Genomic DNA, 24,658 nt, shown 5'->3' on the forward strand with positions numbered 1-24,658 from the left:
CGTCTACGAGGTGACCGTGTCGGTAGAGGACGAGTTCGGCCGGATCGAGCTCGTGAAGATCGGTATCAGCGGTGAACCGCCTATCAAGGCCGGTGACGCCGTCAACGCGGTCGGCCTTCTCGGTTACGTCTGGGAGATCGCCGGCCGTTGGGGGATCGCCTACCGGGCCGCCGCCCTGCTCCCCCAGCAGGAGGCCGCCAGTGTCTGATCAGCTCTACACCCTGCTCGGAGTCCTGGCCGCTGTCGCGGCCGGGCTCTGGGCCTGGCGCCGCTGGCACCACCCGTCGTTCTGGCTCGTCGTCGGCTATCCGCTGACCGCGATCAGCATTCGGGCGTCCTGGCGCAAGGTCGCCCTCGGCTGCGGGCTGACCAAGAAGCGGCAGCGGTTCTGGTTCACCACCGTTCCTGGCATGGTGGCCTCGACCGGCGTCGTCCGCGTCCGGCGCAAGTTCCAGCGCGTCGCCGTGGACACCAAGCCGTTCATGTGGCTGCCGCGGCCGACCCGTTATGGCTGGCGGGTCACGCTGCACACCCTTGAAGGTCAGATTCCGGCGGACTACTCCGACGCCGCCGAACGGCTGGCGCACTCATGGGGCGTGCACGCCGTGCGCGTCTCCTCTGACAAGCCTGGCCGGGTACGGATCGCCGTCACTCTGCGCGATCCGCTGGTCCAGGTTGATGACCTGCCGCCCTCGACGGAACTGCTCAAGGTCACCGTCGGTCGGCTGGAGACCGGTAAGCCCTGGACCGTCGACTTCCGGACGGTCCCGCACTGGCTGAACGCCGGCGCCACCCAGTCCGGCAAGTCCAACCTGGCCAACGCGCTCATCGTCGGCCTGGCCCCGCAACCCGTCGCCCTGGTCGGGTTCGACCTCAAGGGCGGAGTCGAGTTCACGCCGTACGCGCCGCGGTTGTCCGCACTGGCCACGAGCCGTGCCGAGTGCGGGGGACTGCTCGATGACCTGGTGGAGCTCATGACCGACCGGATGGGCTTGTGCCGGATGGCCTCGGCCCGCAACATCTGGCAGCTCCCGCCGGGCATGCGCCCGGTCCCGGTCGTGGTCCTGGTCGACGAGTTGGCCGAGCTCTACCTGATGGCCGACAAGTCGGAGAAGGACGAGATCGCCAAGACCTCGACCGCGCTGCTTCGGGTGGCGCAGCTCGGTAGGGCGTTCGGCATCTATCTGTTCTGCTGTGGTCAGCGCATCGGCTCTGACCTCGGTCCCGGTGTCACCGCCCTTCGGGCTCAGTGCTCCGGACGGATCTGCCACCGGGTCAACGATCCCGAGACCGCCACCATGACCCTCGGCGACCTCGACCCGGCCGCGCTCGACTCGGCTCGCGCCATCGCCGCGGAGACGCCGGGTGTCGCCATCGTCGCCGGTCAGGACGGCCAGTGGTACCGGGCCCGGTCCTTCTACGTCAGCGAGCAAGCCGCCGAACACGCCGCCCACACCTACGCCGACAGAGCACCGACGTGGGCGGAGGTCATGGCCGCACAACCTCACCAGACACCCGACTCCCAGACCGCCTGACTCGCCGGAGAGGAGGAACAAGATGCGACGCTTCGCCGCCTGGCTGCTCGACACCGGCCCCGTCGTCGTCCTGGCCCTCATCGCCGGAGCAGGATCCTTCACCCACATCCGCGACACCGCCACCGAGAACGGCCAGCACGGCTGGATGGCCTGGGCCATCGCGGTCTGCATCGACCTGACCTGCGTCATGGCCGCACGCGAACGCCAGCGTGACAAGAAGACAGGCAAGGCTCGGCGCGGTCCCGTCTCCTGGCCCGTCCTCGTCCTGTCCGGCGGAGTTGTTCTGTCCCTGGCCGCGAACCTGCAACAAGCCACCCCGACGGTCTGGGGCTGGATCACCGCCGCCACTCCGGCCGGCGCCTTCCTCGTCGCGGTCTCCATGCTCGAACGCCGCGCCACCACTGCCCGAACCGAACCGTCCCAGGACGTCCTACAGCCGTCCTCGTCCTGCACAGAGACGTCTCAAGCCGTCCCGTACGAGGACCGTCCGGCGCTCGTCCCCGCTGACGACGACGGTCCTGCTCCCGCCCCTGCGCTGGTCGACTACGCCCGCCGCATCGCCGACGAACACCAGACCAAGCACGGCAAGCCCATCACCCACGACCTACTGCGCGCCCGCCTGGGCGTATCCGACCAACTCGCCTCAGCCCTGCTCCGCACCCTGCGGACCACACCAGAGATCCCTTGAGAGGAACGTCATGCACGACCACCGCCGAGAACTGATCAACGGCCTGCTCAACCTGGCCATCTTCCTGGAGACCCATCCCGACGTACCGGCCCCGGCTGGCGTCACCCTCCATCACTTCCCTGACCATGAAGCCGACGAGGACATGCGCGCCGAGGTCGACCAGATTGCCGCCCGGATCGGCTCTCCCATCGAATTCGACGACTCCCCGTACGGCCACTACGCGACCTCCGTGCACTTCGGCCCGGTCGAGTACCGGGCCGTGGCCATCCTTGCTGCCGCCCAGGCCCGCCATGAAGCGGTGAACAGCTACCGCGACTGCATCCAGCCCGACGCCACCCAGGAGCACTGACCATGCGAATCCGCCTTGAAGGAAACCGCGCAGAGATCACCCTCGGACTGATCCATCTGCGCGAGGTCTTCACCGTCACAGCGATGTCGCGGGCCTACCCCGACCGCGCCCACCCGCGCAAGTACCGCGTCTACGTCCGCATCATCCCTCGGGACAACCGGTGACCATCCCAATCCCGCGCTACTGCTGCTGCACCTGCAGCGGCACTGGCATCACCGACGACCAGACCTGCGCCGACTGCCACGGCAGCGGCATCGACAACCACGGCGCATAACGCGCAGCGCCCCCCGCCTGGCCACACATCCGCCAAGATCCGTGCCAGGCCGGGGGCCATCCACACCAGCGTCACTGGATAGGACGGAACCCATCTTGCCCCACCTTGCCCGCTCTCACGCGGTAGCCGGGATGATCGACCGGCTCCACCAGCCCGACTACGACCGCTGGGCCTGCCAGATCAAGCGCACCGGCGGCTGCCGCCAGCCCATCCACCTGCGTGGCAAGGTCGAACACTACGACCAGGCCACCGGCCAGCTGCTCCACCGCTACAGCACCAACCGCGAACCGGGCGGCGTCCTGCGCGTCCCGTGCAAGACCCGACGCGCCTCCCGCTGCCCAGCCTGCGCCGAGGTCTACCGCGCCGACACCTACCAACTCGTCCGCGCCGGCCTCATCGGCGGCAAGGGCGTGCCCGAGACGGTCAGCTCGCACCCGTGCCTGTTCGTCACCCTCACCGCCCCCTCCTTCGGGGCAGTCCACGTCCGGCGGGAGAAGAACGGCAAGGTCCAGCCCTGCCATGCTCGCCGCAACGCCCAGACCTGCCCGCACGGACAGCTCATGTCTTGCACCGCCCGGCACCACGCCGCCGACCCGCGTCTCGGCGAACCGCTGTGCCCCGACTGCTACGACTACGACGGCTCAGTGCTGTTCAACGCCATCAGCCCCGAACTGTGGCGCCGCTTCACCCTCGCCCTACGCCGCCGCTTCGCCTGCCTCAACGGCCTGACCGTCAAAGCCCTACGCGACCAAGTCACCATCGCCTTCGCCAAGGTAGCCGAATACCAGCGCCGCGGCGTCGTCCACTTCCACGCCGTCATCCGCCTCGACGGACCCGACGGCCCCCACTCGCCGCCACCGGCCTGGGCCACCGCCGACGCCCTGGCCGACGCCGTCCAGCACGCGTCAGCCGCCGTGACCGCCGAGGTCAAGCCGCTGGGCCGAACGTTCCGATGGGGCACACAGCTCGACGTCCGCCGCATCACCATGAACGGCGACCTCACCGAACAGGCCGTCGCCGCCTACATCGCCAAGTACGCCACCAAGGCCGCCGAGTGCGTCGGCACTCTGGACCGGCGTATCCAACCCCTCGACAACCTCGACGCCCTGCCCATTCGAGACCACGCCCGCCGGCTGATCGCCGCCTGCATGCGCCTCGGCGAGAACGCCGACCTGGCCGACCTGCGGCTCACCCAATGGGCCCACATGCTCGGCTTCCGCGGCCACTTCTCCACCAAGAGCCGCCACTACTCCACCACCCTTGGCGAACTCCGCGCCGCCCGCGAAGAACACATGCGCGCAGAAGACATCACCACCGGACGCCTCCCGCTCTTCGATGAGGACACCGTCCTGGTCATCACCCACTGGCAGTACGCCGGACAAGGGCTTTCCGCTGGCGACCAACTCCTCGCCGCTGCCATCACCGGCCACCGCGCGCCGAACCTCGGAGGGCCACATGACGCCTGAACTGCTCACCGTTCCGCAAGCCATGGCCGCCTTGCAGGTCAGCCGGTGGACCCTCTACAACCTCATCCGCTCCGGCGAACTGGGCTCGATCCTCGTCGGCGTCCGCTGCCGCCGCATCCCCGCAACCGCGCTGGACGACTACATCACCCGACTCTGTGAGGAGGCCGCCTAATGCCATCCAAGACCACGGTCGCCTCCCCGGAGGAGCCCAAGCGTCCGCGTACGAGCCGCCGTACCCGCGCCAACAACGAAGGCTCGATCTTCCCGTACAAGAACGGCTGGGCAGGCTACGTCTGGGTCACCACACCGGAAGGCAAGAAGACCCGTAAGTGGGCCTACGGCAAGACCCGCGAGGAGACCCACGAGAAGTGGCTCAAGCTCCATGAGCAAGCCCGCAGGGGACCGGTGGCAACCAAGTACGAAACGGTGGCCGCCTTCCTCAAGCGCTGGCTCGCAGAAGTCATCGAACCTAGCCGTGAGCCCACGACCTACGTGGCGTACGAACCGCTCGTCCGGCTGTACATCGTCCCCGGCCTGGGCAAGAAGCGCCTCGACAAGCTCACCGTCCGGGACGTGCAAGCCTGGCTCAACACCTTGCCCACGCTCTGTACCTGCTGTGACCAGCGGAAGGATCACAAGCGACCAGAGCACAAGCGACGGTGCTGCTCGGTCGGCAAGTGCTGCAAGGGCTACCTCTCCCGCAGCAGCATCGCGGGCATCCGAAGGGTCCTGCGCTCAGCGCTCGGTCACGCCCTGCGGGAAGAACTGGTCACGAGAAACGTCGCCTCGCTGACCACGCTTCCGAGCGCCAGCAAGACCAAGAAGAAGCGCCAGAACACGGTCTGGACCGTCGATGAGGCCCGCAGATTCCTGGAACACCTACGAGAGGCTGAAGACCCTCTCTACGCGGCGTACGTGCTCATTCTCGTCCTGGGCCTTCGCAGGGGTGAGGTTCTCGGTCTCACATGGGACAGCGTGGATCTCGTCGGCGAACAGCTCTGGATCTCCCGCCAGCTCACCAGGGTCGGCGGCCAACTCCTTCACAGGCACACCACCAAGACAGAGGACTCGACCGCTTCGCTGCCGCTCTTCGGCCTGTGCGTCTCCGCACTCAGGCACCGTCGGCGCGTCCAGGAGGAGGCGCGCAAGATGGCCGGGGACGCATGGAAGACCTCGGACCTGACGTTCACGACCCGTACCGGTACGCCGATCGAGCCGCGCAACTTCAATCGGGCCTTCGAGAACCACTGCCGCCGAGCGGGCGTCCCGCGCATCCGCGTGCATGACACCCGGCACACGTGCGCCTCACTTCTGGCCGCCCTGGACGTTCACCCGCGTGTGGCGATGCGCATCCTGCGCCACTCGCAGATCTCGATGACCATGGACGTCTACACCCAGATTCCCAGTCCCGATACCCGTAAGGCGTTGGACAGGCTCAATCAGAGCCTCGACCGCTCAAGCGAGTCATAACTAATCTCTCGGTACCAAACTTAGGTCCTCTTGGGGTATCCCCAAAGGGCCTAAGTGTGTTCATGGGGTTGTCTCATAGCCCAAGGGATATGCAGCACTAGCTGCGTTGGTCATTTCGTTTCTCGTTGCATGTGGTTCAAAGGGATGGGGGCTTCCAGTGAGGCGCCAGGTCATCTCCTGCCAGACGTAGCGGAGGGCGAATGACGCACCCTGTGAATTGCGAGCGGGCCAAGGGACATCACTGCGGCTGTTCTGCGTGCGGCGGGGCACAGCACGGCTGGACGCACGCTCTCTCGCTGGCTCGCGACCCCTCGACCGCGGCTCGTGAAGCGGCGAGAGACACTAGCGACGCGGCCTGGGCCGCAAGTCGGCCTCCCATAGGGCGACGAAAGCCCTCCAAGGAGCGAAAGGCAGCCGCCACCGATAGTGCCACGGTCGACCTCGTTGACTGGCTATCCAAAAACCCCGACGCCATCGACCTTATCCAAGAAATCGGAGACACCCTTGCTGGCCCTGTGGTTCAGGAGCTCGATAAGAGCTTCGGTGAGGGCAAGCCGAGAGAAGCGAGAAGGCAGCTCACCAATCACTTCTGGTGCGACCTCCTCATTGCCATGGCCGAGGCCATTGAGAAGTTCTCGAAATCTCTGAACCAAATCCCGGAGTACGTGACGACGGTCATTATGCAGTCCCGGCAGAACGAGGGACGCGGAGCCCTCCTCAATGCTCTGGTGGGTCTCGCTGTGCGGACGGCGTGGGAGCCCATCAAGAGCATGATCCATACGACCGGGATCGAGGAGCTCCAACGGACGTGCCGGATCCTCGCCGTTCTGATCTGCCCGGCACCTGAGGATCACAAGGCCGTCCAGGACGGCGCTCTTCTTCCCCTGGCGCAGGAGGGGATGCTGGAGATCAGCAAAGAGAGGCTTGAGCAGGTCTTCCCCACAGACTGGGTTCACCGTCTTCGGGAGGGCCTCGGCGGTGCCTGAGCAAGGCTGGCACCTTCCGCGGCCCGTGAAACGAACCCATCGTTAAGCGCTTCGCCAGGCGTCGGTGATGCAGGCCTCCTCGAAGTGCCACCAGCCATCCCTTTGGCCACGCGTCAGCAGCGTCTTTATCTGCCCGAGCCCTGCGCCCGCCGGCACAGTGAAAGCGACCAGGGGAAGCTCCGAGCTGAAGGATTCCCCGCCCAGGCCGAACGGTGCCAACTGCTCGTACACGGCCTGCGCGCTTCGCCCCAGCGGTCCATTGGGTGACGGCAAAACCCGGATCGTGCAATTGCCCGACGCTTCCACCCGCTCACAGGCCCAGTGGAGACCGTCATCATTGGTGATGAAGCGCACCACGTCGCCTTCGGCGACCCCGTCCTGCAGAAATGGGACGTTTGCCACACGGGCGGTGTCCTCGGTTAAGGGCATGGCCCAAAGTCCTTCGGTGTCGTAGGGAAGCCAACCTTCCCGGGGCACGAACTGAAACCACAGCTTGATCAAGCCTGGCTCTGTGGGGAGACGTTCGGAGGGGGCAGGGAGAACCATGCCCACATGATCGCGCAGCCTGCCGAGTGTCCTTGAACAAGCTGATCGCGGGTATGCCCGGAGGCGGATGCTGGGTCCGAGTTGGAGCACCTACATGGTTGGCACGAGAAGATCACGCTGATCTGGCCGATAGCGGGTGCACTGGCGCGCTGGTGGCCTGGGTCAGGCAGAAGCTCCGACTGGCGTTGGAGATCGTCAAGCGCCGCGAGGGTGCTACGGGATTCGTCGTCTTCGCGCGGTGTCTAAAGAAGACCGGCTGCGCGAGCCCGCGTTGCTGTACAACGCTGCTGTACGCCCACGAAAAAGGCCCTCCGGGATAATCCCGGAGGGCCTTTGACCTGCTGTGCGGCCGGAGGTACTCGAAACCCCAACCTTCTGATCCGTAGTCAGATGCTCTATCCATTGAGCTACGGCCGCTCGCTGCGTAAGCAAGCATAGCGGGTTCTGTGCAGTGCATCGAACCGAATACCGCGATCACTGGCGAGCCGGCTCCTCCTTCTTGGGCCAGAGGGTGTGGCTCACCGGCCATATCAGGGCGATCAGGGGGACCTTGAGGAGGTTGAGCATGAAGTCCACCAGGGCTTTTGTGCGGGAGGGGTCGTTCACGAGCCAGATGAGGCCGAAGAGGATGAGGCACGAGATTCCGTACGCCAGGAGCAGTTTCAGCCAGAACGCCCACTCGTAGCGTGTCCGGGCGGGTCCGCCTGCTGGAGGCTTCCAGGGTGGGGGGCCGTCGGCGAAGCGGTGGTGGAAGCGGGCGTCGGCCCAGCGCATCGTCCGGTGGCCGAAGACGATCGAGTAGGCCAGGTAGGCCGCGGCCAAGCCGTGGCGCAGGTCCGCCGTGGCGCCGCCGCGCATGTCGATGACCGCCGCGGCCAGGAGGACCACGTCGAGGAGCGGGACGCAGAGCAGGAGGGCCGTGCTCAGCCGTCGGCGCTTCCAGAGGTAGCGGCAGGCCAGGCCGAGGCCCAGGAGGAGCCAGAAGCCGATTTCGCAGCCGATGAGGATGGCGACAATCACGTGTACCAGCTTGCTGTGATTCGCGGCCCGGCACATCGTCGGCGAAAACGAGCCTGTGGATACATCGAAAGGTGTATCCACAGGCTGACCCTCGGAGGACGGCGGCGGCGTCCGGGAGTGGTGAGATGAGGACATGACACGAGCGGCGGTGAAAGGCTGTGGCGCCGGGGCGCGGGCGGTGGCGGGTCGGGCGACACTGTCCGAGGCGCCGCTGGGGGCCGCCTTCGGTTGTTCAGAGTGTGGGCGGGGCCGGAGTAGGCCGGGTGGTCCGGGTGCGTAGGGTCGCTGACCGGCCGCCGGCCTCGACACGGTCGGTTTCACAGTGGTGGCGGTCGGTGCCGCTGCCGTGGGGGGCCGGGGTGCGGACGGGTTCACGGTGGTTGAGGCGGTTCGAGGCGCGAGGGGCGTCCGGGGGCGGCGGTCAGGAGAAGGGCAGGGTGCCGCCTGGGGTGGCGGCCGGGGTGGCCTTCGTTCTGGGGGCGTTGCTGATTCTGGCTGGTGGATACCTGCGCCGTGGCGTGCCGGTGTGGGTGTTGCTGGTGCCGTTGGCGATCACCTGTTCGGCCGTGTTGCTGCGGCAGCGGGCGCCGTTGTGGTCGCTGGCTCTGGGAGTGGTGGCAGTCACGATCGACGGGCTGGTGGGGCCGTCGCTGGCGACCGTGCTGGTGTTCACCGACAATCTTTACGCCGCGGCGCTCTATGGGCCGGCGCGGCTCGCTCGGTGGTTGCTCGGGATCACGACGGTGCTGGCCGTGGTGGCCGGGGCCGTGGCGGCGTTCATCGCGGCGGACTGGCGGTTGCTGGCCGTCATGGGGATCCAGGCGGGGCTGGTGCTGGTCACGCCGGTCACCACGGCCTGGGTGCTGAGGGAGCAGCGAGACCGGGCGGCCACGGAGCGCGCGCGGGCCGAGCAGGTCGCGCATCTCGCCGAGCTTGACCGGCAGGCCGCGATCGCGGCTGAGCGTACGCGGATGGCCCGTGAGCTGCATGACATGATCGCGAACCATTTCAGTGCCATCGCCATCCAGTCGACGGCTGCTCTGTCCCGTAAGGACCTGGATCGAGAGACGGTCCGGAAGGTCATGGAGTCCGTACGGGAGAACAGCGTCAAGGGCATGGCCGAGATGCGGGACATGATCGGGCTGCTGCGGGAGGCCAACGGCGGGCGTGAGGGGGACGGGCCGGAGCTTGAGGCCACCCGGCCGCGGCTGGCCGACGCGGAGAGCCTGGTCGAGCGTACGCGGCGGGCTGGGATGGACGTCGAGCTGCGGGTGGACGGGGAAGTGCGTGAGGTGCCGGCTTCGGTGGATCTGGCCGGTTATCGCATTCTTCAGGAAGGGCTGACGAATGCGCTCAAGCATGGTGAGGCGCCGGTTGTCGTCTCGCTGACCTACGAACCTCGGGAGGTTCTCCTGACGGTCGAGAACCGAGTCGGGCGGCGGGGGGCTCGGCTGCCGGGTTCGGGGGCGGGGCTGATCGGCATGCGCGAACGGGCTTCGCTGGTCGGAGGGTTCTTCGAGGCGGGGCGGTCGGGGGATGGGTGGCGTATCGCGGCGGCCTTTCCGACGTCGCTCACCCCGGACACACAGCGGCTCGACGCCCGCCCGCCGGACGGTAGCGCGTCAAGGGGGCGTCCTGTGGGTGGGCGTGCCTTGGGTGATGGTGCTTTGGATGGTCGTGGCCCGGGTGGCCGTCCTGCAGAGGTGCGTGCTTCTGGGGAGCGGGCTTCGAGGGGGCGGGGTGCGGGTGTGCCGGTGCCGGAGGCTGGGGCTGTGGATGGGCGGGCGGTGCGGTGGCGGGCGGTCGGAGGGGCAGCGTTGGCGCCGGACGAGAGCGTTGGCGACGACGGTGAACACCTCAGGGATGGTGAACGTCCCAGGAGCGGCGAGTGTCCCAGGAATGGTGATGGCGGAACGGACGTGGCATGAGCATCAGGGTGTTGGTGGCTGACGATCATGCGGCCGTACGGGCTGGGATTGTGATGATTCTGGACGGCGCCGACGACGTCGAGGTCGTGGGTGAGGCCGCCGATGGTGAGCAGGCGGTTCGGTTGGCTCATGATCTGCGCCCTGACGTCGTCCTCATGGACATCCGCATGCCTCGTCTCGACGGCATCTCCGCCACCAGGGAGCTGGCGGGGGTGAGTGACGTCCTGATCCTCACGACGTTCGACGTCGACGAATACGTCTTCGGCGCTCTCCGGGCGGGGGCGGCCGGTTTCCTGCTCAAGAACACCGAGGCCGATGCCCTGGTGGAAGCGGTGAGACTGGTGGCGGGCGGCGAGGGGATGATTGCGCCGGGCGTCACCAGACGGTTGATCGCCGCCTTCGCGGACCAGCCGCCCCGCCGTGAGCCTCCCGAGCCGGAGGCCCTGACCCCGCGCGAGCGTGAGGTGCTGGCCTGCATCGGGCGCGGCCTGTCCAACGCCGAGATCGCCAAGGAACTCGACATGGCCGAGGCCACCACGAAGACGCATGTCAGCCGGCTGCTGAACAAACTGGGCCTGAAGAGCCGCGTGCAGGCGGCGATTTACTACTCAGAGTCGCTTTAGCCCCGTAGGGTGAACGCCGTGACCACGCCGCCGCCCCCTCCAGCCGGGGAGCCGCCCCCCGAGGGGCCTCCGTCCGGGCAGCGTCCGCCCGGGCCGCCCGGCAGCCAGCCTCCACCTGGGGAGCCATCCCCCGAGGGGCCTCCGCTCGGGCAGCGTCCGCCGGGCCCGCCGGGTGGCCAGCCTCCACCTGGGCAGCCGCCCTCCGGGCAGCGTCCGTCTGGGCAGCGTTCACCCGGCGCGCCTGGGCAGCCGCCCTCTGGGCAGCGTCCGTTCGAGGCGTCTGGACAGCCGCCGTTCGGGCAGCCCCCGTTCGAGCAGTCTCCGTCCAGGGCTTCTGGGCAGCCTTCGTCCGGGCAGCGTCCACCTGGGCCTCCTCCTCCCGGGCAGCCTCCGTTCGGGCCGCCACCTGGGCCGCCGGGCGGGCCGTCGCAGCCGCGGCGGCAGCCTGGGCTGACCGTTGCGTTGGCGCTGGCCGGGAGTTTCGCCTACCTGGTGATCAACCTGGTGGTCGGGCTGCTCGCGTTGAGCACGCAGTCCTCGGCGGGGATCGGCGTCGCGGCGGGGTTCCTCTTGCTCCTGGGGCTCGGCTTGGGCATCGTGCTGGTCGTCCTGCGCAAGCCGTGGTCGTTCGGCCTGGGGCTCGGGTTGATGATCGGATGGTCGTTGGCGTCGATCGTCTCGGCCGGATATTGCACGGGGCTGAACCCCGGCCTGTACGCATAGGTGAAGGCATTGATCGTTCGGCACGTAGCATCCCCTGCCGGCCAGAGGTAGCGGGATGACGACACCACCGCCACAGGGCCCGCCGGGGCCGCACCAGAACTGGCCACCACCATCGTCGCCCCCGCCGTCGTCACAGCCGGGACCGCTGCCGCCGCCACCGCCACAGGCGAGGCCGACGGCCCCGCCACCATCTCAGCCGGGGCCGTTGCCACCGCCGTCGTCACAGGGGGGATCGATGCCCCCGCCGTCGTCACGGCCAGCACCGTTGTCACCGTCACCGTCACAGTCACAATCCTGGGCAGGGAACTTCCCAGCGCCCCCGCCGTCACCACCGCGACCGTCGCGGTCGACGCCTCTGCCGCCGTCACCACCACCCAGCAGTCGCAACTCCGCGATGCTTCTCGGCGCGATGCTGGTCGTCGGCGTGTTCACCTACACCGTCGTCAACGGCATCGTGGGCTTCTTCGCCTTCTTCTCCGCCATCAACGGCACGAACAAGGGGGTCGTGATCGCCGCCGCGGTGCTGCTGGCCCTCGTCGGTCTCGGCGGCGGTCTGGGGTTCGGCCTGGTCCGCAAGTCGTGGTCCCGAGGTCTGGGGCTGGGGCTCGCGATCGGTTGGGCACTGTGGTCGATGCTGACGGCCGGAGTCTGCACCGGCCTCAACCCCAGCCTGTACGGCTGAACCATGCCTTACCACGAGATATTCGTCGGCCTGGGCGTCCTGGTGGCATCGGTGGTCTTCGTCCGCGAGGCCAGGGCCAGGGGCGCGCTCAACGAGCAGTCACTGGTCGCCGTCACCGGAGCCCTGGTCGGGGGCGCGATCGGCATGCGTCTGGCGGGCTGGCTGGAGACGCTCGACCTCGCCGACCTGTGGCTGTACGGCTCCCGCAGCATCCTCGGCGGCCTGACCGGCGCGTACGTCGGCGTGCTGGTCGCCAAGAAGGTCATCGGCTACAAGGAGCGCACCGGTGACCTGTTCGCCCCGGCGGTGGCGCTCGGCATGGCGATCGGCCGCATCGGCTGTCACCTGACCGAGGCGCCCGGCAGACCCACGGACCTGCCCTGGGGGGTGCACGCGCCGCCGTCCACCCCGGAATGCCCGGGATGTCTGACGGGCCAGGCCATGCACCCGTCGTTCGTGTACGAGATCGTCTTCCAGCTGGCCGCGTTCGTCGCGCTGCGGTGGGCGCGCAAGCGGCTGACCGAGCCCGGCGAGCTGTTCACGCTCTATCTCGCCGGATACGCGGCCTTCCGGTTCCTGGTCGAGTTCACCCGGGCGAACGAGACGTTGTGGCTCGACCTGACCGGGCCGCAATGGTTCCTGGTCCCCGGCCTGACGCTGCTCGCGCTCAGGCTCGCGTACGGGTGGCGTCGAGGCCACTACGATGCCCTTTTCAAACGGAAGGTCACGACATGAGCGCAGGGATGGGGCTACGGGGAGACCGCATCCTCCGGTACGTCAACGCGTTCTGCCCGAAATGCCACGGCCGGGACGTCGACCAGGTCGAACGGCTGAGCGGCTGGCTGGCCGAACGCGACGGCAAGGTGTGGCTGGAACGCGGCTGCCGCGAACACGGCCTGATCCGCACGCTGTACGACGAGGACCCGGAGATCCTCTCCTACCTGGAGGAGTGGACCGCTCCCACCAAGCAGCACATCCCCGACGTGTCCGGAAACTTCGCCCCGATCCCCGGCGCGTACCTCGACGGCCTGCCCGAGATGCAGACCCAGCACACCTGCATCCTCCTGGAGGACATCGCCGAGGCGTGCAACCTGCGCTGCCCCACCTGCTTCGCCGACAGCTCGCCCGACCTGACCGGCGTCGTCCCGGTGGCCGACGTGCTGGCGAACGTGGACCAGCGTCTGGCCAGGGAGAACGGCAAGCTCGACGTCCTGATGCTGAGCGGCGGCGAGCCCACGCTCCACCCCGAGCTGAAGACCCTCCTCGCCGAGCTGGCGAGCCGGCCGGTCACCCGCATCCTGATCAACACCAACGGCGTGCTCATCGCCAGGGACGACGCCCTGCTCGACCTGCTCACCGAGCACCGCGACCGGGTGGAGGTCTACCTCCAGTACGACGGCTCGTCGGCCGAGGCGTCCAAGCACCACCGCGGCGGCGACCTGCGCCGGATCAAGGCGGAGGCCGTACGGCGGCTGTCGGAGCGGGAGATCTTCACGACCCTGGTCATGACCGCGGCCCTGGGCGTCAACGACGGCGAGATCGGCGACGTCGTGCGCCTCGCGCTCGACACGCCGTTCGTCGGCGGCGTGTCGCTGCAACCCCAGTTCGGCTCGGGAAGGTCGGGCGTCATCGACCCGTCCGACCGGCTCACCCACACCGGCGTGCTCAAGCGGCTCGGCCCGCAGACCGGCGGCCTGGTGACCTGGCGCGACCTGACCGCGCTGCCCTGCTCGCACCCCCACTGCTGCTCGGTCGGCTACCTGATCCGCGACGACGCCCAGCAGTGGCGCTCGCTGGTCGCCCTGATCGGCCACGACCGCCTCAAGGAGAACCTGGGCCTGGTCTCCAACCGCATCGCCGACTCCGAGCTGCCGCGCGAGCTGCGGATGGCCGTCCAGGAATCGCTGCTGGGGCTGCTGTCGGAGCAGTCGTCGCTGTCCCACCCGCAGATCGGCGACCTGTGGCGGGACATCTGCGAGAACTGCGACCTCGGCGTCGCCACGCTGCTCACCCTCGCCTCCTCGGCGCTGCCCGGCCGGCGGAAGAAGCTGCGCAGGATGCTGGGGGAGCGGGTGGTGCGGATCACGATCAAGCCGTTCATGGACATCTCGACCATGATCGAGGAGCGGCTCACGCAGTGCTGCGTGCACGTCGGCACGCGTGCCGAGCAGGACCAGTGCGCGCCGTTCTGCGCCGTGCAGGCCTGGCCGCAGTTGTCGCGGCAGCGGCTGTCCGCGGTGGCCGCCAAGCCGGGGCTGGTGATCCTCTGAAGAGCCAGCCGTACGATCCGCTCCGGTTGTGTGTGTACGCCACCGTGGCGCTGCTGGCCTGGCTGCTCGGGCCGTGGGCGGTGCTCGGCTTCGCGGCGCTGGGGTTCGCCGGGTACTGGAAGGCGCGGCGGGCCGGGCTGACCCGGAGCAAATGCCTGCTCAGGGACACCCGGCTCGTGCTGGCCTATCTCGGGCTGATCGGGCTCGCCGCGGTGGTGGGAATCGTCCTGTCGCTGCGGTGATCAGGTCGCGGGAACGTACAGGATGAGCGACTCGGCGATGCAGGCGGGCCGGCGCTCGCCCTCGATCTCGATCGTCATCTTCAGGTTGGCCAGATAGCCGGCCGGGGTGCCCTTGACGTCGGTGAGCTCGCCCACGGCCCTGACCCGCGCGCCCACGGGCACCGGCCGGGGGAAACGGACCTTGTTCAGCCCGTAGTTGACGCCCATCGCGATGCCCTCGACGCGCACCATCTCGAACATGAACGTCGGCAGCAGCGACAGGGTCAGGAAGCCGTGGGCGATCGTGCCGCCGAAGGGCCCCTCCTTGGCGCGCTCCACGTCCACGTGGATCCACTGGTGGTCGTCGGTGGCGTCGGCGAAGAGGCCGACCTGCTCCTGGGTGACGGTGCGCCACTCGGTCGGGCTGAACGTCTCGCCCACGGCCGCCTTGAGTTCCTGTACGTTCGCGAAGGTCCGCATGGCCACGAACGCTATTGCGCGGGCGGGACGGCTGCCAAGTTGAGCAACCGGTACTCCTTCCCCGAGACCATCCAGTAGACGATCGTGCTGGGCTCGGCGGACCGATCGTCGCCCCACCAGATCCCGGGCCGCTCGAACGTCACCAGCGCGTCGGTCGCGAGGTCGTACACCTCGCCGTCGGACACCGCGAAGCGGTCGAGAGCCGGGTAGTCGGCGAGCCGGGGGGCGAGGCCGAGCCCCTGGGGCTCGATCGCGCCGGTCCCGTCGGCCCGCTGCAGGTACGAGCGCCCGCCCTGGGCTCCCCAGCACCAGAACGGCCCGCACCGCAGCGTCACGACGTCCCGGGGGGCGACGACGCGCACGGTGTAGGGGGCGCCGGACAGGTCCACGACCTTGGTCTGGACCTTCTGCGAGTCGTCCGCGTCCGTGGCCCACGGCCACCTGATGAGGTGCAGGCCCTCGCTGCCGGGGATCAGCCGCGGCGCTTCGCCGCCTGCGAGCGGCATCCACCACACGCCTCCGCCGCCCTCCGACCAGATGATCCGGTCACCGTTGACGGCGATGCGCTCGATCCGGAGGTGCTCGCCCGTCATCGCGGCGACCCGCCGGGGCGCGCCGCCCGCGAGCGGGGCCGTCCAGATCTCGCGTACGGGGGTGCCGTCGTCGCGGAGGGCTTTCACGTACCAGGCGAGGTTCGTCCCGTCGAACGCCGGCGGCTGTGGCAGGTACGTCCTCATGCCGGGAGGGACCGTCAGGCCGGCGAGCTCGCGGAACGTCCGGGTGACCGTGTCGTACACCTCGAACAGGCGGAACGTGTCCTCCCTGGGGCCGGTGGCGACCAGGACCCGCGTGGCGTCGAACGCGGTGAGCGGGAAGCGCCGCCATCCGTCCGGCCCTTGCGCGGGCATCGTGGTGACCGCCTGCGGCCACGCCCGTTCCAGGGGCACGACCTGCGGGGCGGCGGCGGGCCGCGTCGCCTCCTCCCGTCCGTTCCCGGTGGTGAGCGTGACGGCCGCGATCACCGCCGCCACCGCCGTCGCGGCGGCCAGCCCCTGTGTACGCCGCCTGCGCCGTCGCCGTCTGCGCGCCGCCACCCCGCCGAGCAGCCTGGACGGTTCCGGCGCACGGTCCGCCGCCGCCCGCAGGGCCTCGGCCAGGTCGTCCTCGCTCCTCATGTTCGTCCCTTCTCGAACAGCCCTGGCCTGATGCGCAACGTCTGGAGCGCCCGGAACGCCTGGCTGCGGACGGTTCCGCGGGAGATGCCGAGGATGTCGGCGATCTCCTGGTCCGACAGGTCCTCGTAGTACCGCAGCACCAGGACCACCCGCTGCCTGCGCGGCAGCGTCGCCAGCTCCCGCCACAGCTCGCCGGAGGAGTGGCTGTCGGTGTACGCCCCCTCGGGCACCTCGCCCGTGAGCTGCTCCCTGCGCCGCCGGCGCCACCAGCTCACGTGCTGACGGGCCTTGATCGTGCGGACGTAGGACTCCGGGTTGTCCTTGTTGCGCACCTTGCGCCAGGTGTCGCCGAGCTTGAGCAGCGCCTCCTGGACGAGGTCGGCGGCGTCGTCCGGATTCCCGGTGAGCACGTATCCGTACCGGAGCAGGGCGGCGCCACGCGCTTGCACGAACTCCTCGAACTCCACAACACCCAGACGCACGGGCGTCCCGGACTGTTGCAAAGATCTTTTACTCGAAACCATCGCATGCATGTTCGAGTCCGCGCTACAGTTCTGGGTATCGAAATCGAACAAGGGTTCGGCCTGGTGAGAGGGGGTGTGTCCGATGACGATGCTCGCCACAGCTCCCGCTCGGACACGCCGTAGCACTTTCTTCCCAAATCTAAGACGGCCGCTATATCCGGCAATAAAGTCCGAGAGCGTGGACCCTGTGCGCAATCCCTACGCCCCCGGCGCCGGGCAGCGTCCGCCGGAGCTGGCCGGGCGTGACCGTGAGCTGCAGCAGTTCGAAGTGGTGCTGGAGCGGGTCGCCCGAGGCCGCCCCGAGCGCAGCATGGTCGTCACCGGCCTGCGCGGCGTCGGCAAGACCGTCCTGCTCAACACGTTCAAGTCCATGGCCATGCAGCGGCTGTGGGGCACGGGCAAGATCGAGGCCCGGCCCGACCAGTCGATCCGGCGTCCTGTGGCGGCCGCCCTGCACATGGCCATCCGCGAGCTGGCGCCGCGCCACCGCGCGCCCGAGCGCATCGAGGAGTTCCTCGGCGTGCTGAAGGCGTTCGCGATGCGCGACCCGTCCGCGGCCAAGGGCACCTCCCACTGGTCGCCCGGCATCGAGGTGCCCGCCAGCCGCGGGCGCGCCGACTCGGGCGACCTGGAGATCGACCTCACCGAGCTGTTCGTCGACGCCGCCGGCGTGGCGACCGACCTCGGCGTGGGCATCGCGCTGTTCATCGACGAGATGCAGGACGTGCAGTCCGCCGACGTCTCCGCGCTCTGCGCCGCCTGCCACGAGCTGTCCCAGTCGGGCGGGCCGCTGATCGTGGTGGGCGCCGGGCTGCCGCACCTGCCGAGCGTGCTGTCGGCCAGCAAGAGCTATTCCGAACGGCTCTTCCGCTACGCGCGCATCGACAAGCTCGACCGTGAGGCCGCCGACCTGGCGCTGATCCTGCCCGCGCGGGAGGAGAAGGTCGAGTTCACCCAAGAGGCCCTCGACGCGCTCTACGAGGCCGCCGACGGCTATCCCTACTTCGTCCAGGCGTACGGCAAGGTCGCCTGGGACCTCGCGCTGCGCAGCCCGATCACCCTCGACGACGTCAAGGTGTCCGCGCCCGAGGCCGAGGAGGAGCTCGCCGTGGGCTTCTTCGGCAGCCGCTACGAGCGGGCCACCCCCGCCGAGCGCGACTACATGCACGCCATGGCCCAGATCGGCGACGAGCCGGTCGCCACCGCCGACGTGGCCGACGCCCTTGGGCGGAAGCCGTCCAGCCTCTCGCCCGCCCGCGACAGTCTGATCAAGAAAGGGCTCATCTACAGCGCCGAACGCGGTCTGATCGCGTTCACGGTGCCGCACTTCGGAAGGTTCCTGCGGGCTCAACCCATTTGAGCGCCGCCCCTAGACCTCTATTGGGCTGTCTAGTGGGGAAGCTAGACAGCCCAATAGAGCTGTATCGCCATGCCCGGATAGAGAAATCTAGGGCTCTCTAGCGTCATGCCGATACTGACGTATATTCCGGCAGAGAGTCGCTGTCGTCGCTGCTCACGACCGCCACGCGCACCGCCGGACGCCGTCCGCTCAGGTAGACCGCGAAGACCACGTCGTCGTGGTCGTGGCCGGTGAAGACGAAGAAGCGCCAGCACAGCTCGCGCCAGCTGTCGTACGGCTCGGGCGAGGTCAGCGCCTCCCGGTACGCCCGCCACGGGCCGCTGGACCTGAGCCTGGAGAGCATCACCTGCTCGGCGGGGCCGGGGCGCTGCTCGCAGGGGGCGCGGTACCGTACCCGATCGATCAGCTCCTCGATCTCGGGGGAGAGCAGCGCGATCACCGCCACCCCCGCGGCCGTGAACCAGGTCGGATGGGTCATCGCCGCCCAGCCCGACGCCGGCGCGGCCACCGACAACGCCGACATCCCGGTCAGCACGACCGTCCGGCCGATCGAGCGCATGCCGACCGGCGCCGAGCTGACCTCGCCGAAGCAGCCGCAGCCCGCGTCCGGACGTCGCCTGCGCAGCTCGATCAGCACGTACGTGGACAGAGCGAAGAAGCAGACCGTCCCCCACCTGAAGATCGGCGCGGTGGTGGCCAGCAGCCCGACGGCGAGCACCAGCTCGCCCGCCGCGCAGACCAGCAGCGAGGGCGCCTGCATCCGGCCGGGCATGAGCACGGCCGGGCCCAGCCTGGACAGGGCGCCCGGCTCCCCGCCCCCGCGGACCGTGACCACCTTCGCGCCGGTGCCCATGACCAGCAGCACGATCAGGATCGGCAGCTGCGATTCCAGCACGCCCGTCTCCAGCACGTCCGTCACCCCAATCCGATCTGAGCGTTGAAGCAGCCTTTGATCAACTCGCCGCCCAGCTCGACGAACGAGGCCGGCGACAGCTCGGCGACCCGGCCGCGCGGCGAGGTCTCGCACTCGACGCAGCGGTCGCAGAACCGCCCGGCCAGGCATCCGCAGGCGACCACCGGCAGGTTGGCCGTGCGGCCGGCGCAGGTGTTGCTGATCTGCAGCAGCGAGCCGATGGCGAGGTAGGGCAGGCCGGCGCAGGAGAGCCCGGCGTCGGGGCAGCCGGTGTCCACGCGTTCCAGCATCGGGTACGCCGCGCCGCGCTCCTCCTCGTCGAACGTGTCGGACCAGGTGGCGGTGCCGGAGATGCGCGCCTGCGCCCCGGCGTAGGCCGGCGGCGGAGCCGGGACGCTGCCCGACCGGTGGGCGGGCTGCGAGGTCGCCGGCAACAGCGCCAGGGCGGAGCCGTCGCGCCTGATCCCGATCGCGTCGAACAGGTAACCCGGCTCGAACTTCGGATGCCGCACCTGCAGCCGTCCGGTGGCCGGGTAGGGGATGACGATCGTGCGGGGGCCGCGGTGGGGGCCGCAGTCGAGCTCGACCGTCAGCTCCCCGCGCCCCTCGATCGAGACGATCGTGCCGGTGAGGCGGGTGATGTCGGCCCAGATCCGCTCGACCACGCGGCCTTCGCGCAACGTGCGCATGAGCACCATGGAGCCCACCGGGAGGTCCGCGGGCGCGATCTCCGCGCCGTGCCAGGCCGTGGCCCAGGGGGCGATCACCAGCCGCTCCTCGGTGCCTTCTGGGGTCTCGATGGCGATGAGATGCGGGCTCACGTCAAGGATCTCGCCGGTGACGGCGCATAAAGGCGCGCCGTCGGCCGGGTCGGGGCCGGCGATGCCCGGGGCGCGGCCCAGCGCGGCGGCCGCGAGCAGTCTGCGGCGCTCGACGTTCGGATAGCCCATCCGCCCTCCCTCGTCAGGTACTAGGTTCACATGACTCCGGAGCGGCTCGTGCCGCGGCGAACAGATGGGAGCAAAATACGCATCCCCGGGGAAGGTAGCTGACACCCGCCTTCGAACAATCTGCCACCGACCTTGACTGACCTTTGTCTTCGTCGGGCCGAAACCTGAATTGTGGCTCAGTCGCAAAAGGGCATCAGGCTGCGATTCTGGCCACGATGCAGACCACCGGATGGGAAGAGGAGTTCCGCGAGTACGTCATGGCCCGCGGTCCCGCGCTGCTGCGCGCCGCCCGTCAGCTCACCGGGCATCCGCTGGACGCGGAGGACCTGTTGCAGAGCGCCCTGGCCAAGACGTACCTGGCGTGGGGCAAGATCGAGGACCGGGGGGCGCTGGACGGGTACGTCCGCCGGGCGATGGTCAACATCAACATCTCGCAGTGGCGGCGGCGCAAGCTGGAGGAGTACCCCTCGGACGATCTGCCCGAGGTGGCCACGGCGGACCCGCCGGCCTGCGGGGAGGTGCACGAGCTGCTGGAACAGGCGCTGGAGGGGCTGCCCGAACGGATGCGGGCCGCGATCGTGCTGCGGTACTACGAGGACATGACCGAGCCGGAGATCGCCAGGACGCTCGGGATCAGCGTCGGCACGGTCAAGAGCACGGTGTCACGGGCGATGGGCAAGCTCAGGAGCGCCTTGGGGATCCCCTCGGACGCGGGAGGGCCGGGGGTTCCGGAGACGTCCTCGTAGGAGCGCTCCAAGGATCAGTTGAGCGAGGGGGTGGTCTCCTCGGCGCCGGCGGTCGCGCAGGGGCGTACGACGTCTCTGATCTTGCGGAGCGTCTGCAGGAACGCGGCGAGCTCGTCCTGGCTCAGGAGGCCGGTGAAGGTGTCCTCGATGTCCTGAAGGTGCTGGGGGAGGACGCTCGCCAGCCGGTCGCGCCCCTCGTCCGTGAGCGCGGCGTAGGAGGCCCTGCGGTCGGTGGCGCACGCCTGCCTGGTCACCAGGCCCTCGCGTTCGAGCCGGTCGACGACCCTGGTCACGCCGCTGGTGGACAGGCCCGTCTGGGCGGCCAGGTCGGTCATCCGCAGCGCCTGCCGCGGTGATCGGGCCAGGCGGATGACGGTCTCGAAGTCGATGCCCGACAGCCCGGCCGCGCTGAAGACGGGCTGCATCCGGGCCGTCAGACCTGCGTGAACCTCGGCGAGCAGGCCCATCGCCGTCAGCCTGGGGTCATCGATGTGCTTCACGTCCATACCTTAACCGACGTTAGTTGACTTGCGGAATATTCCTCGTGTAGACATTTGTTGCCGCAGACATCCGCACAGCAACGTTCCCAAGGAGAACCCGATGAGCACCCGCACCTGGGAGTCCCTGACCATCCCCGCCGCCGGCACGTACAACCTCGACGTGGCCCACACCCGCATCGGGTTCGTGGTCAAGCACATGATGGTGAGCAAGGTCCGCGGCCGCTTCGGCGACTTCAGCGGCACCGTGACGATCGCGGAGAACCCGCTGGAGTCCACGGCCGAGCTGACGATCAAGACCGCCAGCATCGACACCGGCGTCGGCGACCGCGACGGCCACCTGCGCAGCGACGACTTCCTCGCCGTGGACAAGTTCCCCGAGATCACCTTCCGTAGCACCCGCGTGGTCGGCCACTCCGGCGACGAGTTCACCGTCGTCGGCGACCTGACCATCCGCGACGTCACCAAGGAGGTCGAGCTCACGGTCGAGTACGGCGGCGCCGGCACCAACCCCTGGGGCAACTCGGTCTGGGGCTTCTCCATCAACACCGAGTTCGACCGCGAGGAGTTCGGCCTGACCTGGAACCAGACCCTGGAGGCCGGCGGTGTGCTCGTGGGCAAGAAGGTCAAGATCGAGATCGAGGGCGAGGCGAACCCCGCCTGAGCTGGGTTGTCCACAGCCCGGAAGCCCGCCCTGACATGGGGCGGGCTTCATCCACAGGTGGTTACCCACAGGCTGTTGATAACTCTTGGTGAAGGCACGACGCGCAACCGCTTTGCCGCCTCGGCAGAAGGCCGGTACGCTGTGCTGAGCCGCGATGGCTTCCAGGAGGATTCGCCTAGTCAGGTCTATGGCGCCGCACTGCTAATGCGGTTTGGTGGCAACACCATCCGGGGTTCAAATCCCCGATCCTCCGCAGGTGAAAGGCCCTCTCCCCGAATCCGGGGGGAGGGCCTTTCGATCTTTCCGGGCGTCGTAGTTGCAACGGCTAACCCCAAAGAGCCGAGGCGAGGCGTTCCCCGGCATCGCGCATCAGCGGTGTGGATACGTGGGTGTAGCGCTCGGTGGTCGTCACGCGGGTGTGGCCGAGGACCTGTTGAACGACGCGGATGTTCACACCGTGCTCGATGAGGAGCGTCGCGGCGGTGTGGCGAGCGTCGTGAATCCGGACTTCTCGGACGCCAGCCTGCTGAAGGATGGGCTTCCAGATCTTCCAGTCCTCGGTGCGCTCGATGGGAGAGCCGTGCTTGGTCGCGAACACCAGGCCGAGACGGTGCGCTTGGGGCACTTGTCCGCATGGCCGGCGCAGTCAATGAGGCGGGGCCCGCTTGTAGCGGGCATGGCCTGATTCGGTGCAGCCCGGCTTGCAGGTCGGCTGATGTCCGTGGATCGGGCATCTCTTGTGGCGGGAGCGTCGACCTGACTCAGCAGGAGGTGGTCGTCTCGGCCACGCAGGAATCGGTGCCCGGCCCGCCGTTGGCGGTGTCGATGCCCGGCCCACCCAGGATACGGTCGTTGCCGGCTTCGCCGTCGAGGGTGTCGTTGCCGTCGTCGCCACTGATCTCGTCGTCGCCGTTGCCGCCGAAGACGGTGTCGTTGCCGGAACCGGCGGAGATCCGGTCGTTGCCCGCGAAGGAGAGGATGACGTCGTCGCCGCCCAACGCGGCGATGCGGTCGGCGAACGGTGACCCGCAGATGACATCGGCGCCCGCGGTGCCGACGATGGTCTGCCCCGAGGTGGCGGTGCGCCGGTCGATGGTGCAGCTCGGTCCGTTTTGGAGCGTCCCGTCGACACTGCTGGTGTTGAAGTAGCCGCTGCCGGTCCCTGCGGGGTTGTTGGTGAGGACCAGGCCCGTTGCCACGTTCAGCGCGCGGGTTGCGCCCTGCGCCGACGCCACGTCGTCGTGAAGCAAGATCCGGTCGGAGAAGAGGTACGAGTCGTCGTGCGGCCCCGAAATCTGCGAGCGAACCGACTGAGCCGGGACGGGAGCACCGCTGAAGTTGTAGCTTGCGCTCTGCGTCGCGCTCATCCCCGCTTGGTCCATGAGCGCGTAGCCCTGGTAGGAGAACTTGGCGGTGGAAAGCGAGGACCCCGACGGCGTATGCACGTTCAGCGAGAGCGTGCATTCCTTGTTGGAAGCATCACTACCAGGTTCGATGAGCGTCTCGTATGAGCTGAATGTAACCGTGAACGACTTCCCGTCAGGGCTGATCGCCGCCTCCCATGTCCCAGGCGGGCACCCGTTTCCGTTCGCACTGACGCTCGAGATGTATGCCTCGGCCGGGTTGGGGGCAGAGGATGCCGCAACCGCGGGCGTCATGACCGCTGCGGTGAGGACGGTGGCGGCGAGTGTATGTGCGGCCAGCTTGGTGAGGGTGTCGCGCATGATGAATGGCATGGGTCATTCCTTTCCGTGGTGAGCATTCCCGGCGAGAACGTTAGGTATTTTCCTGGGGCTCGTTGACCCGCGTCGGATCGAGCTCGTGAATGGCGCCGCGGTGGCGCGGATGCCGGAGCTGTTTTTTGTGTATCCGCTCACACCGCTGCGATAGCGCGACAAGGGAGATACCCCAGGGTCAAGCATGAAAGACGTGCGCAGCTTTTATGGGCGGGCAAACAATCAGCAATGAGCGAAAGAGGGTGCGTCCTTGATGTCCGAATATCGCCATTAAAATGGATATTATTCTGACGTGTAGCTCCAGAAAATTCCGATTCGCGCAGATATGCCATGATTTAGAGAATCTGGCCCATCGTGCGACGGCGGACCGGGGGCAACAACCACAGCAGCAACCGCGCCATATTCGGGCGACCCCGAGCGGTCGTCAATGACCCCCTGCGAGCAGTGCGAACAACCTGTAGCGATCTCGCTGCCGAGATTTCATGGCTCGGAGGGGAGACGGTATCCCACTGCTCGGCTTCGTCTCCCGTTGACGCACAAGCTCGTGCTCGTTGGGAGCCGCTTTGGCTTGCCGAAAGTCGTCGTCGCACCCGGAGAATGTTTGAGAAGCCGTCTCCTTGAGTCGAGCAGCGAGCACGCGTGTCGACTCGGTAGGTCGGCGATGAGCGATGGCTACATTGATGTCCGCCACTCCACGCTTGGTGATCAGGCGGCGGTGGGGCTGGTCCAGTTGCAGTTCTAGTTGTAATCCCGTCTCGTATGTAGCCCGTCCAGGAAGACCGACGCGGCCAGGTGGTCCAGGTGGAACCAATAGGGATACGCAAGACTCGAG

General features: G+C 68.3%; 29 protein-coding genes and 2 tRNA genes. 20 read left to right on the top strand and 11 right to left on the bottom strand.

Annotation, left to right across the window (positions count from 1 at the left end; translation table 11 throughout):
• The 9 genes from ACWCSD_RS05230 to ACWCSD_RS05270 all read left to right on the top strand — a co-directional run.
• Positions 1-208 (top strand): hypothetical protein (locus ACWCSD_RS05230; protein WP_449913190.1); only part of this gene is annotated, 208 nt, incomplete at its 5' end.
• On the top strand, positions 201-1,535 hold the full coding sequence (locus tag ACWCSD_RS05235) for an FtsK/SpoIIIE domain-containing protein (protein ID WP_449913192.1): 1,335 nt from the start codon (positions 201-203) through the stop codon (positions 1,533-1,535). The genes ACWCSD_RS05230 and ACWCSD_RS05235, both read left to right, overlap by 8 nt.
• 22 nt (positions 1,536-1,557) lie before the next feature.
• Entirely contained in the window at positions 1,558-2,223 is a 666-nt protein-coding gene (locus ACWCSD_RS05240; RefSeq protein WP_449913194.1) for a DUF2637 domain-containing protein, read from the top strand.
• Positions 2,224-2,233: 10 nt separating this feature from the next.
• Positions 2,234-2,572: a hypothetical protein gene (locus ACWCSD_RS05245; protein WP_449913196.1), complete on the top strand. Its 339-nt coding sequence runs from the start codon at positions 2,234-2,236 to the stop codon at positions 2,570-2,572.
• A 2-nt stretch (positions 2,573-2,574) separates the two neighbouring features.
• Positions 2,575-2,736: a hypothetical protein gene (locus ACWCSD_RS05250; RefSeq protein WP_449913197.1), complete on the top strand. Its 162-nt coding sequence runs from the start codon at positions 2,575-2,577 to the stop codon at positions 2,734-2,736.
• Positions 2,737-2,977: 241 nt separating this feature from the next.
• The gene (locus ACWCSD_RS05255; protein ID WP_449913198.1) at positions 2,978-4,312 is read left to right on the top strand and encodes a replication initiator; all 1,335 of its coding nucleotides are present in this window, start codon (positions 2,978-2,980) and stop codon (positions 4,310-4,312) included.
• Complete coding sequence (locus ACWCSD_RS05260) at positions 4,302-4,484, top strand: helix-turn-helix domain-containing protein (protein WP_449913199.1); 183 nt, start codon at positions 4,302-4,304, stop codon at positions 4,482-4,484. Before ACWCSD_RS05255 ends, ACWCSD_RS05260 begins: the two co-directional genes overlap by 11 nt.
• Positions 4,484-5,782 carry a site-specific integrase gene (locus ACWCSD_RS05265; RefSeq protein WP_449913201.1) on the top strand — a complete coding sequence of 433 codons (1,299 nt, stop codon included), beginning with the start codon at positions 4,484-4,486 and terminating at the stop codon, positions 5,780-5,782. Before ACWCSD_RS05260 ends, ACWCSD_RS05265 begins: the two co-directional genes overlap by 1 nt.
• Before the next feature lie 515 nt (positions 5,783-6,297).
• Positions 6,298-6,768 carry a hypothetical protein gene (locus tag ACWCSD_RS05270; protein ID WP_449913202.1) on the top strand — a complete coding sequence of 157 codons (471 nt, stop codon included), beginning with the start codon at positions 6,298-6,300 and terminating at the stop codon, positions 6,766-6,768.
• 42 nt (positions 6,769-6,810) lie between these two features.
• Here ACWCSD_RS05270 and ACWCSD_RS05275 read toward each other — a convergent pair whose 3' ends face one another.
• From ACWCSD_RS05275 to ACWCSD_RS05285, 3 genes are all read right to left on the bottom strand, one after another.
• Complete coding sequence (locus ACWCSD_RS05275) at positions 6,811-7,269, bottom strand: DUF4265 domain-containing protein (protein WP_449913204.1); 459 nt, start codon at positions 7,267-7,269, stop codon at positions 6,811-6,813.
• Between the two features lie 389 nt (positions 7,270-7,658).
• A tRNA-Arg gene (locus ACWCSD_RS05280) sits at positions 7,659-7,731 on the bottom strand.
• Between the two features lie 57 nt (positions 7,732-7,788).
• On the bottom strand, positions 7,789-8,334 hold the full coding sequence (locus tag ACWCSD_RS05285; protein WP_449913205.1) for a hypothetical protein: 546 nt from the start codon (positions 8,332-8,334) through the stop codon (positions 7,789-7,791).
• Positions 8,335-8,795: 461 nt separating this feature from the next.
• On the opposite strand from ACWCSD_RS05285, the gene ACWCSD_RS05290 reads away from it, so the two are divergent.
• The 7 genes from ACWCSD_RS05290 (at position 8,796) to ACWCSD_RS05320 (ending at position 14,802) form a co-directional block, all read left to right on the top strand.
• On the top strand, positions 8,796-10,262 hold the full coding sequence (locus tag ACWCSD_RS05290; RefSeq protein ID WP_449913206.1) for a sensor histidine kinase: 1,467 nt from the start codon (positions 8,796-8,798) through the stop codon (positions 10,260-10,262).
• The gene (locus ACWCSD_RS05295) at positions 10,259-10,885 is read left to right on the top strand and encodes a response regulator (protein WP_397154882.1); all 627 of its coding nucleotides are present in this window, start codon (positions 10,259-10,261) and stop codon (positions 10,883-10,885) included. Before ACWCSD_RS05290 ends, ACWCSD_RS05295 begins: the two co-directional genes overlap by 4 nt.
• A gap of 492 nt (positions 10,886-11,377) precedes the next feature.
• On the top strand, positions 11,378-11,608 hold the full coding sequence (locus tag ACWCSD_RS05300; RefSeq protein WP_358290834.1) for a hypothetical protein: 231 nt from the start codon (positions 11,378-11,380) through the stop codon (positions 11,606-11,608).
• A gap of 394 nt (positions 11,609-12,002) precedes the next feature.
• Complete coding sequence (locus ACWCSD_RS05305) at positions 12,003-12,290, top strand: hypothetical protein (RefSeq protein WP_358290831.1); 288 nt, start codon at positions 12,003-12,005, stop codon at positions 12,288-12,290.
• Positions 12,291-12,293: 3 nt separating this feature from the next.
• The gene (locus tag ACWCSD_RS05310) at positions 12,294-13,025 is read left to right on the top strand and encodes a prolipoprotein diacylglyceryl transferase (RefSeq protein WP_358290828.1); all 732 of its coding nucleotides are present in this window, start codon (positions 12,294-12,296) and stop codon (positions 13,023-13,025) included.
• Positions 13,022-14,560, top strand: a complete 1,539-nt coding sequence (locus ACWCSD_RS05315; RefSeq protein WP_449913209.1) for a radical SAM protein — start codon at positions 13,022-13,024, stop codon at positions 14,558-14,560. Before ACWCSD_RS05310 ends, ACWCSD_RS05315 begins: the two co-directional genes overlap by 4 nt.
• 32 nt (positions 14,561-14,592) lie before the next feature.
• Positions 14,593-14,802 (top strand): hypothetical protein, encoded by a 210-nt coding sequence (locus ACWCSD_RS05320; protein WP_352365768.1) that lies wholly within the window; start codon positions 14,593-14,595, stop codon positions 14,800-14,802.
• On the opposite strand, the gene ACWCSD_RS05325 is transcribed toward ACWCSD_RS05320, so the two are convergent.
• Genes ACWCSD_RS05325 through ACWCSD_RS05335 form a run of 3 tightly spaced genes read right to left on the bottom strand, consistent with a single transcriptional unit; the run spans position 14,803 to position 16,918 of the window.
• Positions 14,803-15,261, bottom strand: coding sequence for a MaoC family dehydratase (locus ACWCSD_RS05325; protein ID WP_364327787.1), 459 nt, complete (start codon positions 15,259-15,261; stop codon positions 14,803-14,805).
• A gap of 11 nt (positions 15,262-15,272) precedes the next feature.
• Positions 15,273-16,436: a TolB family protein gene (locus ACWCSD_RS05330; protein WP_449913212.1), complete on the bottom strand. Its 1,164-nt coding sequence runs from the start codon at positions 16,434-16,436 to the stop codon at positions 15,273-15,275.
• Entirely contained in the window at positions 16,433-16,918 is a 486-nt protein-coding gene (locus ACWCSD_RS05335) for a SigE family RNA polymerase sigma factor (RefSeq protein WP_449913214.1), read from the bottom strand. The genes ACWCSD_RS05330 and ACWCSD_RS05335 overlap by 4 nt, the downstream gene beginning before the upstream one ends.
• A 220-nt stretch (positions 16,919-17,138) precedes the next feature.
• On the opposite strand from ACWCSD_RS05335, the gene ACWCSD_RS05340 reads away from it, so the two are divergent.
• Entirely contained in the window at positions 17,139-18,320 is a 1,182-nt protein-coding gene (locus ACWCSD_RS05340) for an ATP-binding protein (RefSeq protein ID WP_352318114.1), read from the top strand.
• 103 nt (positions 18,321-18,423) lie between these two features.
• Here the strand turns inward: ACWCSD_RS05340 and ACWCSD_RS05345 are convergent, their stop codons facing one another.
• Together ACWCSD_RS05345 and ACWCSD_RS05350 are read right to left on the bottom strand one after the other, a co-directional pair.
• Entirely contained in the window at positions 18,424-19,239 is an 816-nt protein-coding gene (locus tag ACWCSD_RS05345) for a MauE/DoxX family redox-associated membrane protein (RefSeq protein ID WP_397154873.1), read from the bottom strand.
• Positions 19,236-20,183, bottom strand: a complete 948-nt coding sequence (locus ACWCSD_RS05350; RefSeq protein ID WP_397154871.1) for a hypothetical protein — start codon at positions 20,181-20,183, stop codon at positions 19,236-19,238. Before ACWCSD_RS05350 ends, ACWCSD_RS05345 begins: the two co-directional genes overlap by 4 nt.
• A 215-nt stretch (positions 20,184-20,398) precedes the next feature.
• Here ACWCSD_RS05350 and ACWCSD_RS05355 point away from each other — a divergent pair, with 215 nt between their 5' ends.
• The gene (locus ACWCSD_RS05355; RefSeq protein ID WP_358290809.1) at positions 20,399-20,929 is read left to right on the top strand and encodes a SigE family RNA polymerase sigma factor; all 531 of its coding nucleotides are present in this window, start codon (positions 20,399-20,401) and stop codon (positions 20,927-20,929) included.
• A 14-nt stretch (positions 20,930-20,943) separates the two neighbouring features.
• On the opposite strand, the gene ACWCSD_RS05360 is transcribed toward ACWCSD_RS05355, so the two are convergent.
• Entirely contained in the window at positions 20,944-21,435 is a 492-nt protein-coding gene (locus tag ACWCSD_RS05360; protein ID WP_358290806.1) for a MarR family winged helix-turn-helix transcriptional regulator, read from the bottom strand.
• A gap of 94 nt (positions 21,436-21,529) precedes the next feature.
• Here ACWCSD_RS05360 and ACWCSD_RS05365 point away from each other — a divergent pair, with 94 nt between their 5' ends.
• The gene (locus tag ACWCSD_RS05365; RefSeq protein WP_352318104.1) at positions 21,530-22,090 is read left to right on the top strand and encodes a YceI family protein; all 561 of its coding nucleotides are present in this window, start codon (positions 21,530-21,532) and stop codon (positions 22,088-22,090) included.
• A gap of 164 nt (positions 22,091-22,254) precedes the next feature.
• A tRNA-Ser gene (locus ACWCSD_RS05370) sits at positions 22,255-22,343 on the top strand.
• 72 nt (positions 22,344-22,415) lie between these two features.
• Here the strand turns inward: ACWCSD_RS05370 and ACWCSD_RS05375 are convergent.
• Both ACWCSD_RS05375 and ACWCSD_RS05380 read right to left on the bottom strand, forming a co-directional pair.
• Positions 22,416-22,688, bottom strand: a complete 273-nt coding sequence (locus ACWCSD_RS05375) for a tyrosine-type recombinase/integrase (RefSeq protein ID WP_397154868.1) — start codon at positions 22,686-22,688, stop codon at positions 22,416-22,418.
• A gap of 163 nt (positions 22,689-22,851) precedes the next feature.
• Positions 22,852-23,826 (bottom strand): DUF4360 domain-containing protein, encoded by a 975-nt coding sequence (locus tag ACWCSD_RS05380; protein ID WP_449913215.1) that lies wholly within the window; start codon positions 23,824-23,826, stop codon positions 22,852-22,854.
• Between the last annotated feature and the right edge of the window lie 832 nt (positions 23,827-24,658).

It is taken from the genome of Nonomuraea sp. NPDC001684, from assembly GCF_053596515.1.

Bases quoted from the DNA above. Each gene is read 5' to 3' on its own strand.
- ACWCSD_RS05380 (WP_449913215.1), bottom strand. From the start codon at position 23,826: ATGCCATTCATCATGCGCGACACCCTCACCAAGCTGGCCGCACATACA.
- ACWCSD_RS05305 (WP_358290831.1), top strand. From the start codon at position 12,003: ATGCTTCTCGGCGCGATGCTGGTCGTCGGCGTGTTCACCTACACCGTC.
- ACWCSD_RS05255 (WP_449913198.1), top strand. From the start codon at position 2,978: ATGATCGACCGGCTCCACCAGCCCGACTACGACCGCTGGGCCTGCCAG.
- ACWCSD_RS05240 (WP_449913194.1), top strand. From the start codon at position 1,558: ATGCGACGCTTCGCCGCCTGGCTGCTCGACACCGGCCCCGTCGTCGTC.
- ACWCSD_RS05310 (WP_358290828.1), top strand. From the start codon at position 12,294: ATGCCTTACCACGAGATATTCGTCGGCCTGGGCGTCCTGGTGGCATCG.
- ACWCSD_RS05350 (WP_397154871.1), bottom strand. From the start codon at position 20,183: ATGGGCTATCCGAACGTCGAGCGCCGCAGACTGCTCGCGGCCGCCGCG.
- ACWCSD_RS05325 (WP_364327787.1), bottom strand. From the start codon at position 15,261: ATGCGGACCTTCGCGAACGTACAGGAACTCAAGGCGGCCGTGGGCGAG.
- ACWCSD_RS05260 (WP_449913199.1), top strand. From the start codon at position 4,302: ATGACGCCTGAACTGCTCACCGTTCCGCAAGCCATGGCCGCCTTGCAG.
- ACWCSD_RS05315 (WP_449913209.1), top strand. From the start codon at position 13,022: ATGAGCGCAGGGATGGGGCTACGGGGAGACCGCATCCTCCGGTACGTC.
- ACWCSD_RS05245 (WP_449913196.1), top strand. From the start codon at position 2,234: ATGCACGACCACCGCCGAGAACTGATCAACGGCCTGCTCAACCTGGCC.
- ACWCSD_RS05265 (WP_449913201.1), top strand. From the start codon at position 4,484: ATGCCATCCAAGACCACGGTCGCCTCCCCGGAGGAGCCCAAGCGTCCG.
- ACWCSD_RS05360 (WP_358290806.1), bottom strand. From the start codon at position 21,435: ATGGACGTGAAGCACATCGATGACCCCAGGCTGACGGCGATGGGCCTG.
- ACWCSD_RS05330 (WP_449913212.1), bottom strand. From the start codon at position 16,436: ATGAGGAGCGAGGACGACCTGGCCGAGGCCCTGCGGGCGGCGGCGGAC.
- ACWCSD_RS05355 (WP_358290809.1), top strand. From the start codon at position 20,399: ATGCAGACCACCGGATGGGAAGAGGAGTTCCGCGAGTACGTCATGGCC.
- ACWCSD_RS05365 (WP_352318104.1), top strand. From the start codon at position 21,530: ATGAGCACCCGCACCTGGGAGTCCCTGACCATCCCCGCCGCCGGCACG.
- ACWCSD_RS05295 (WP_397154882.1), top strand. From the start codon at position 10,259: ATGAGCATCAGGGTGTTGGTGGCTGACGATCATGCGGCCGTACGGGCT.
- ACWCSD_RS05250 (WP_449913197.1), top strand. From the start codon at position 2,575: ATGCGAATCCGCCTTGAAGGAAACCGCGCAGAGATCACCCTCGGACTG.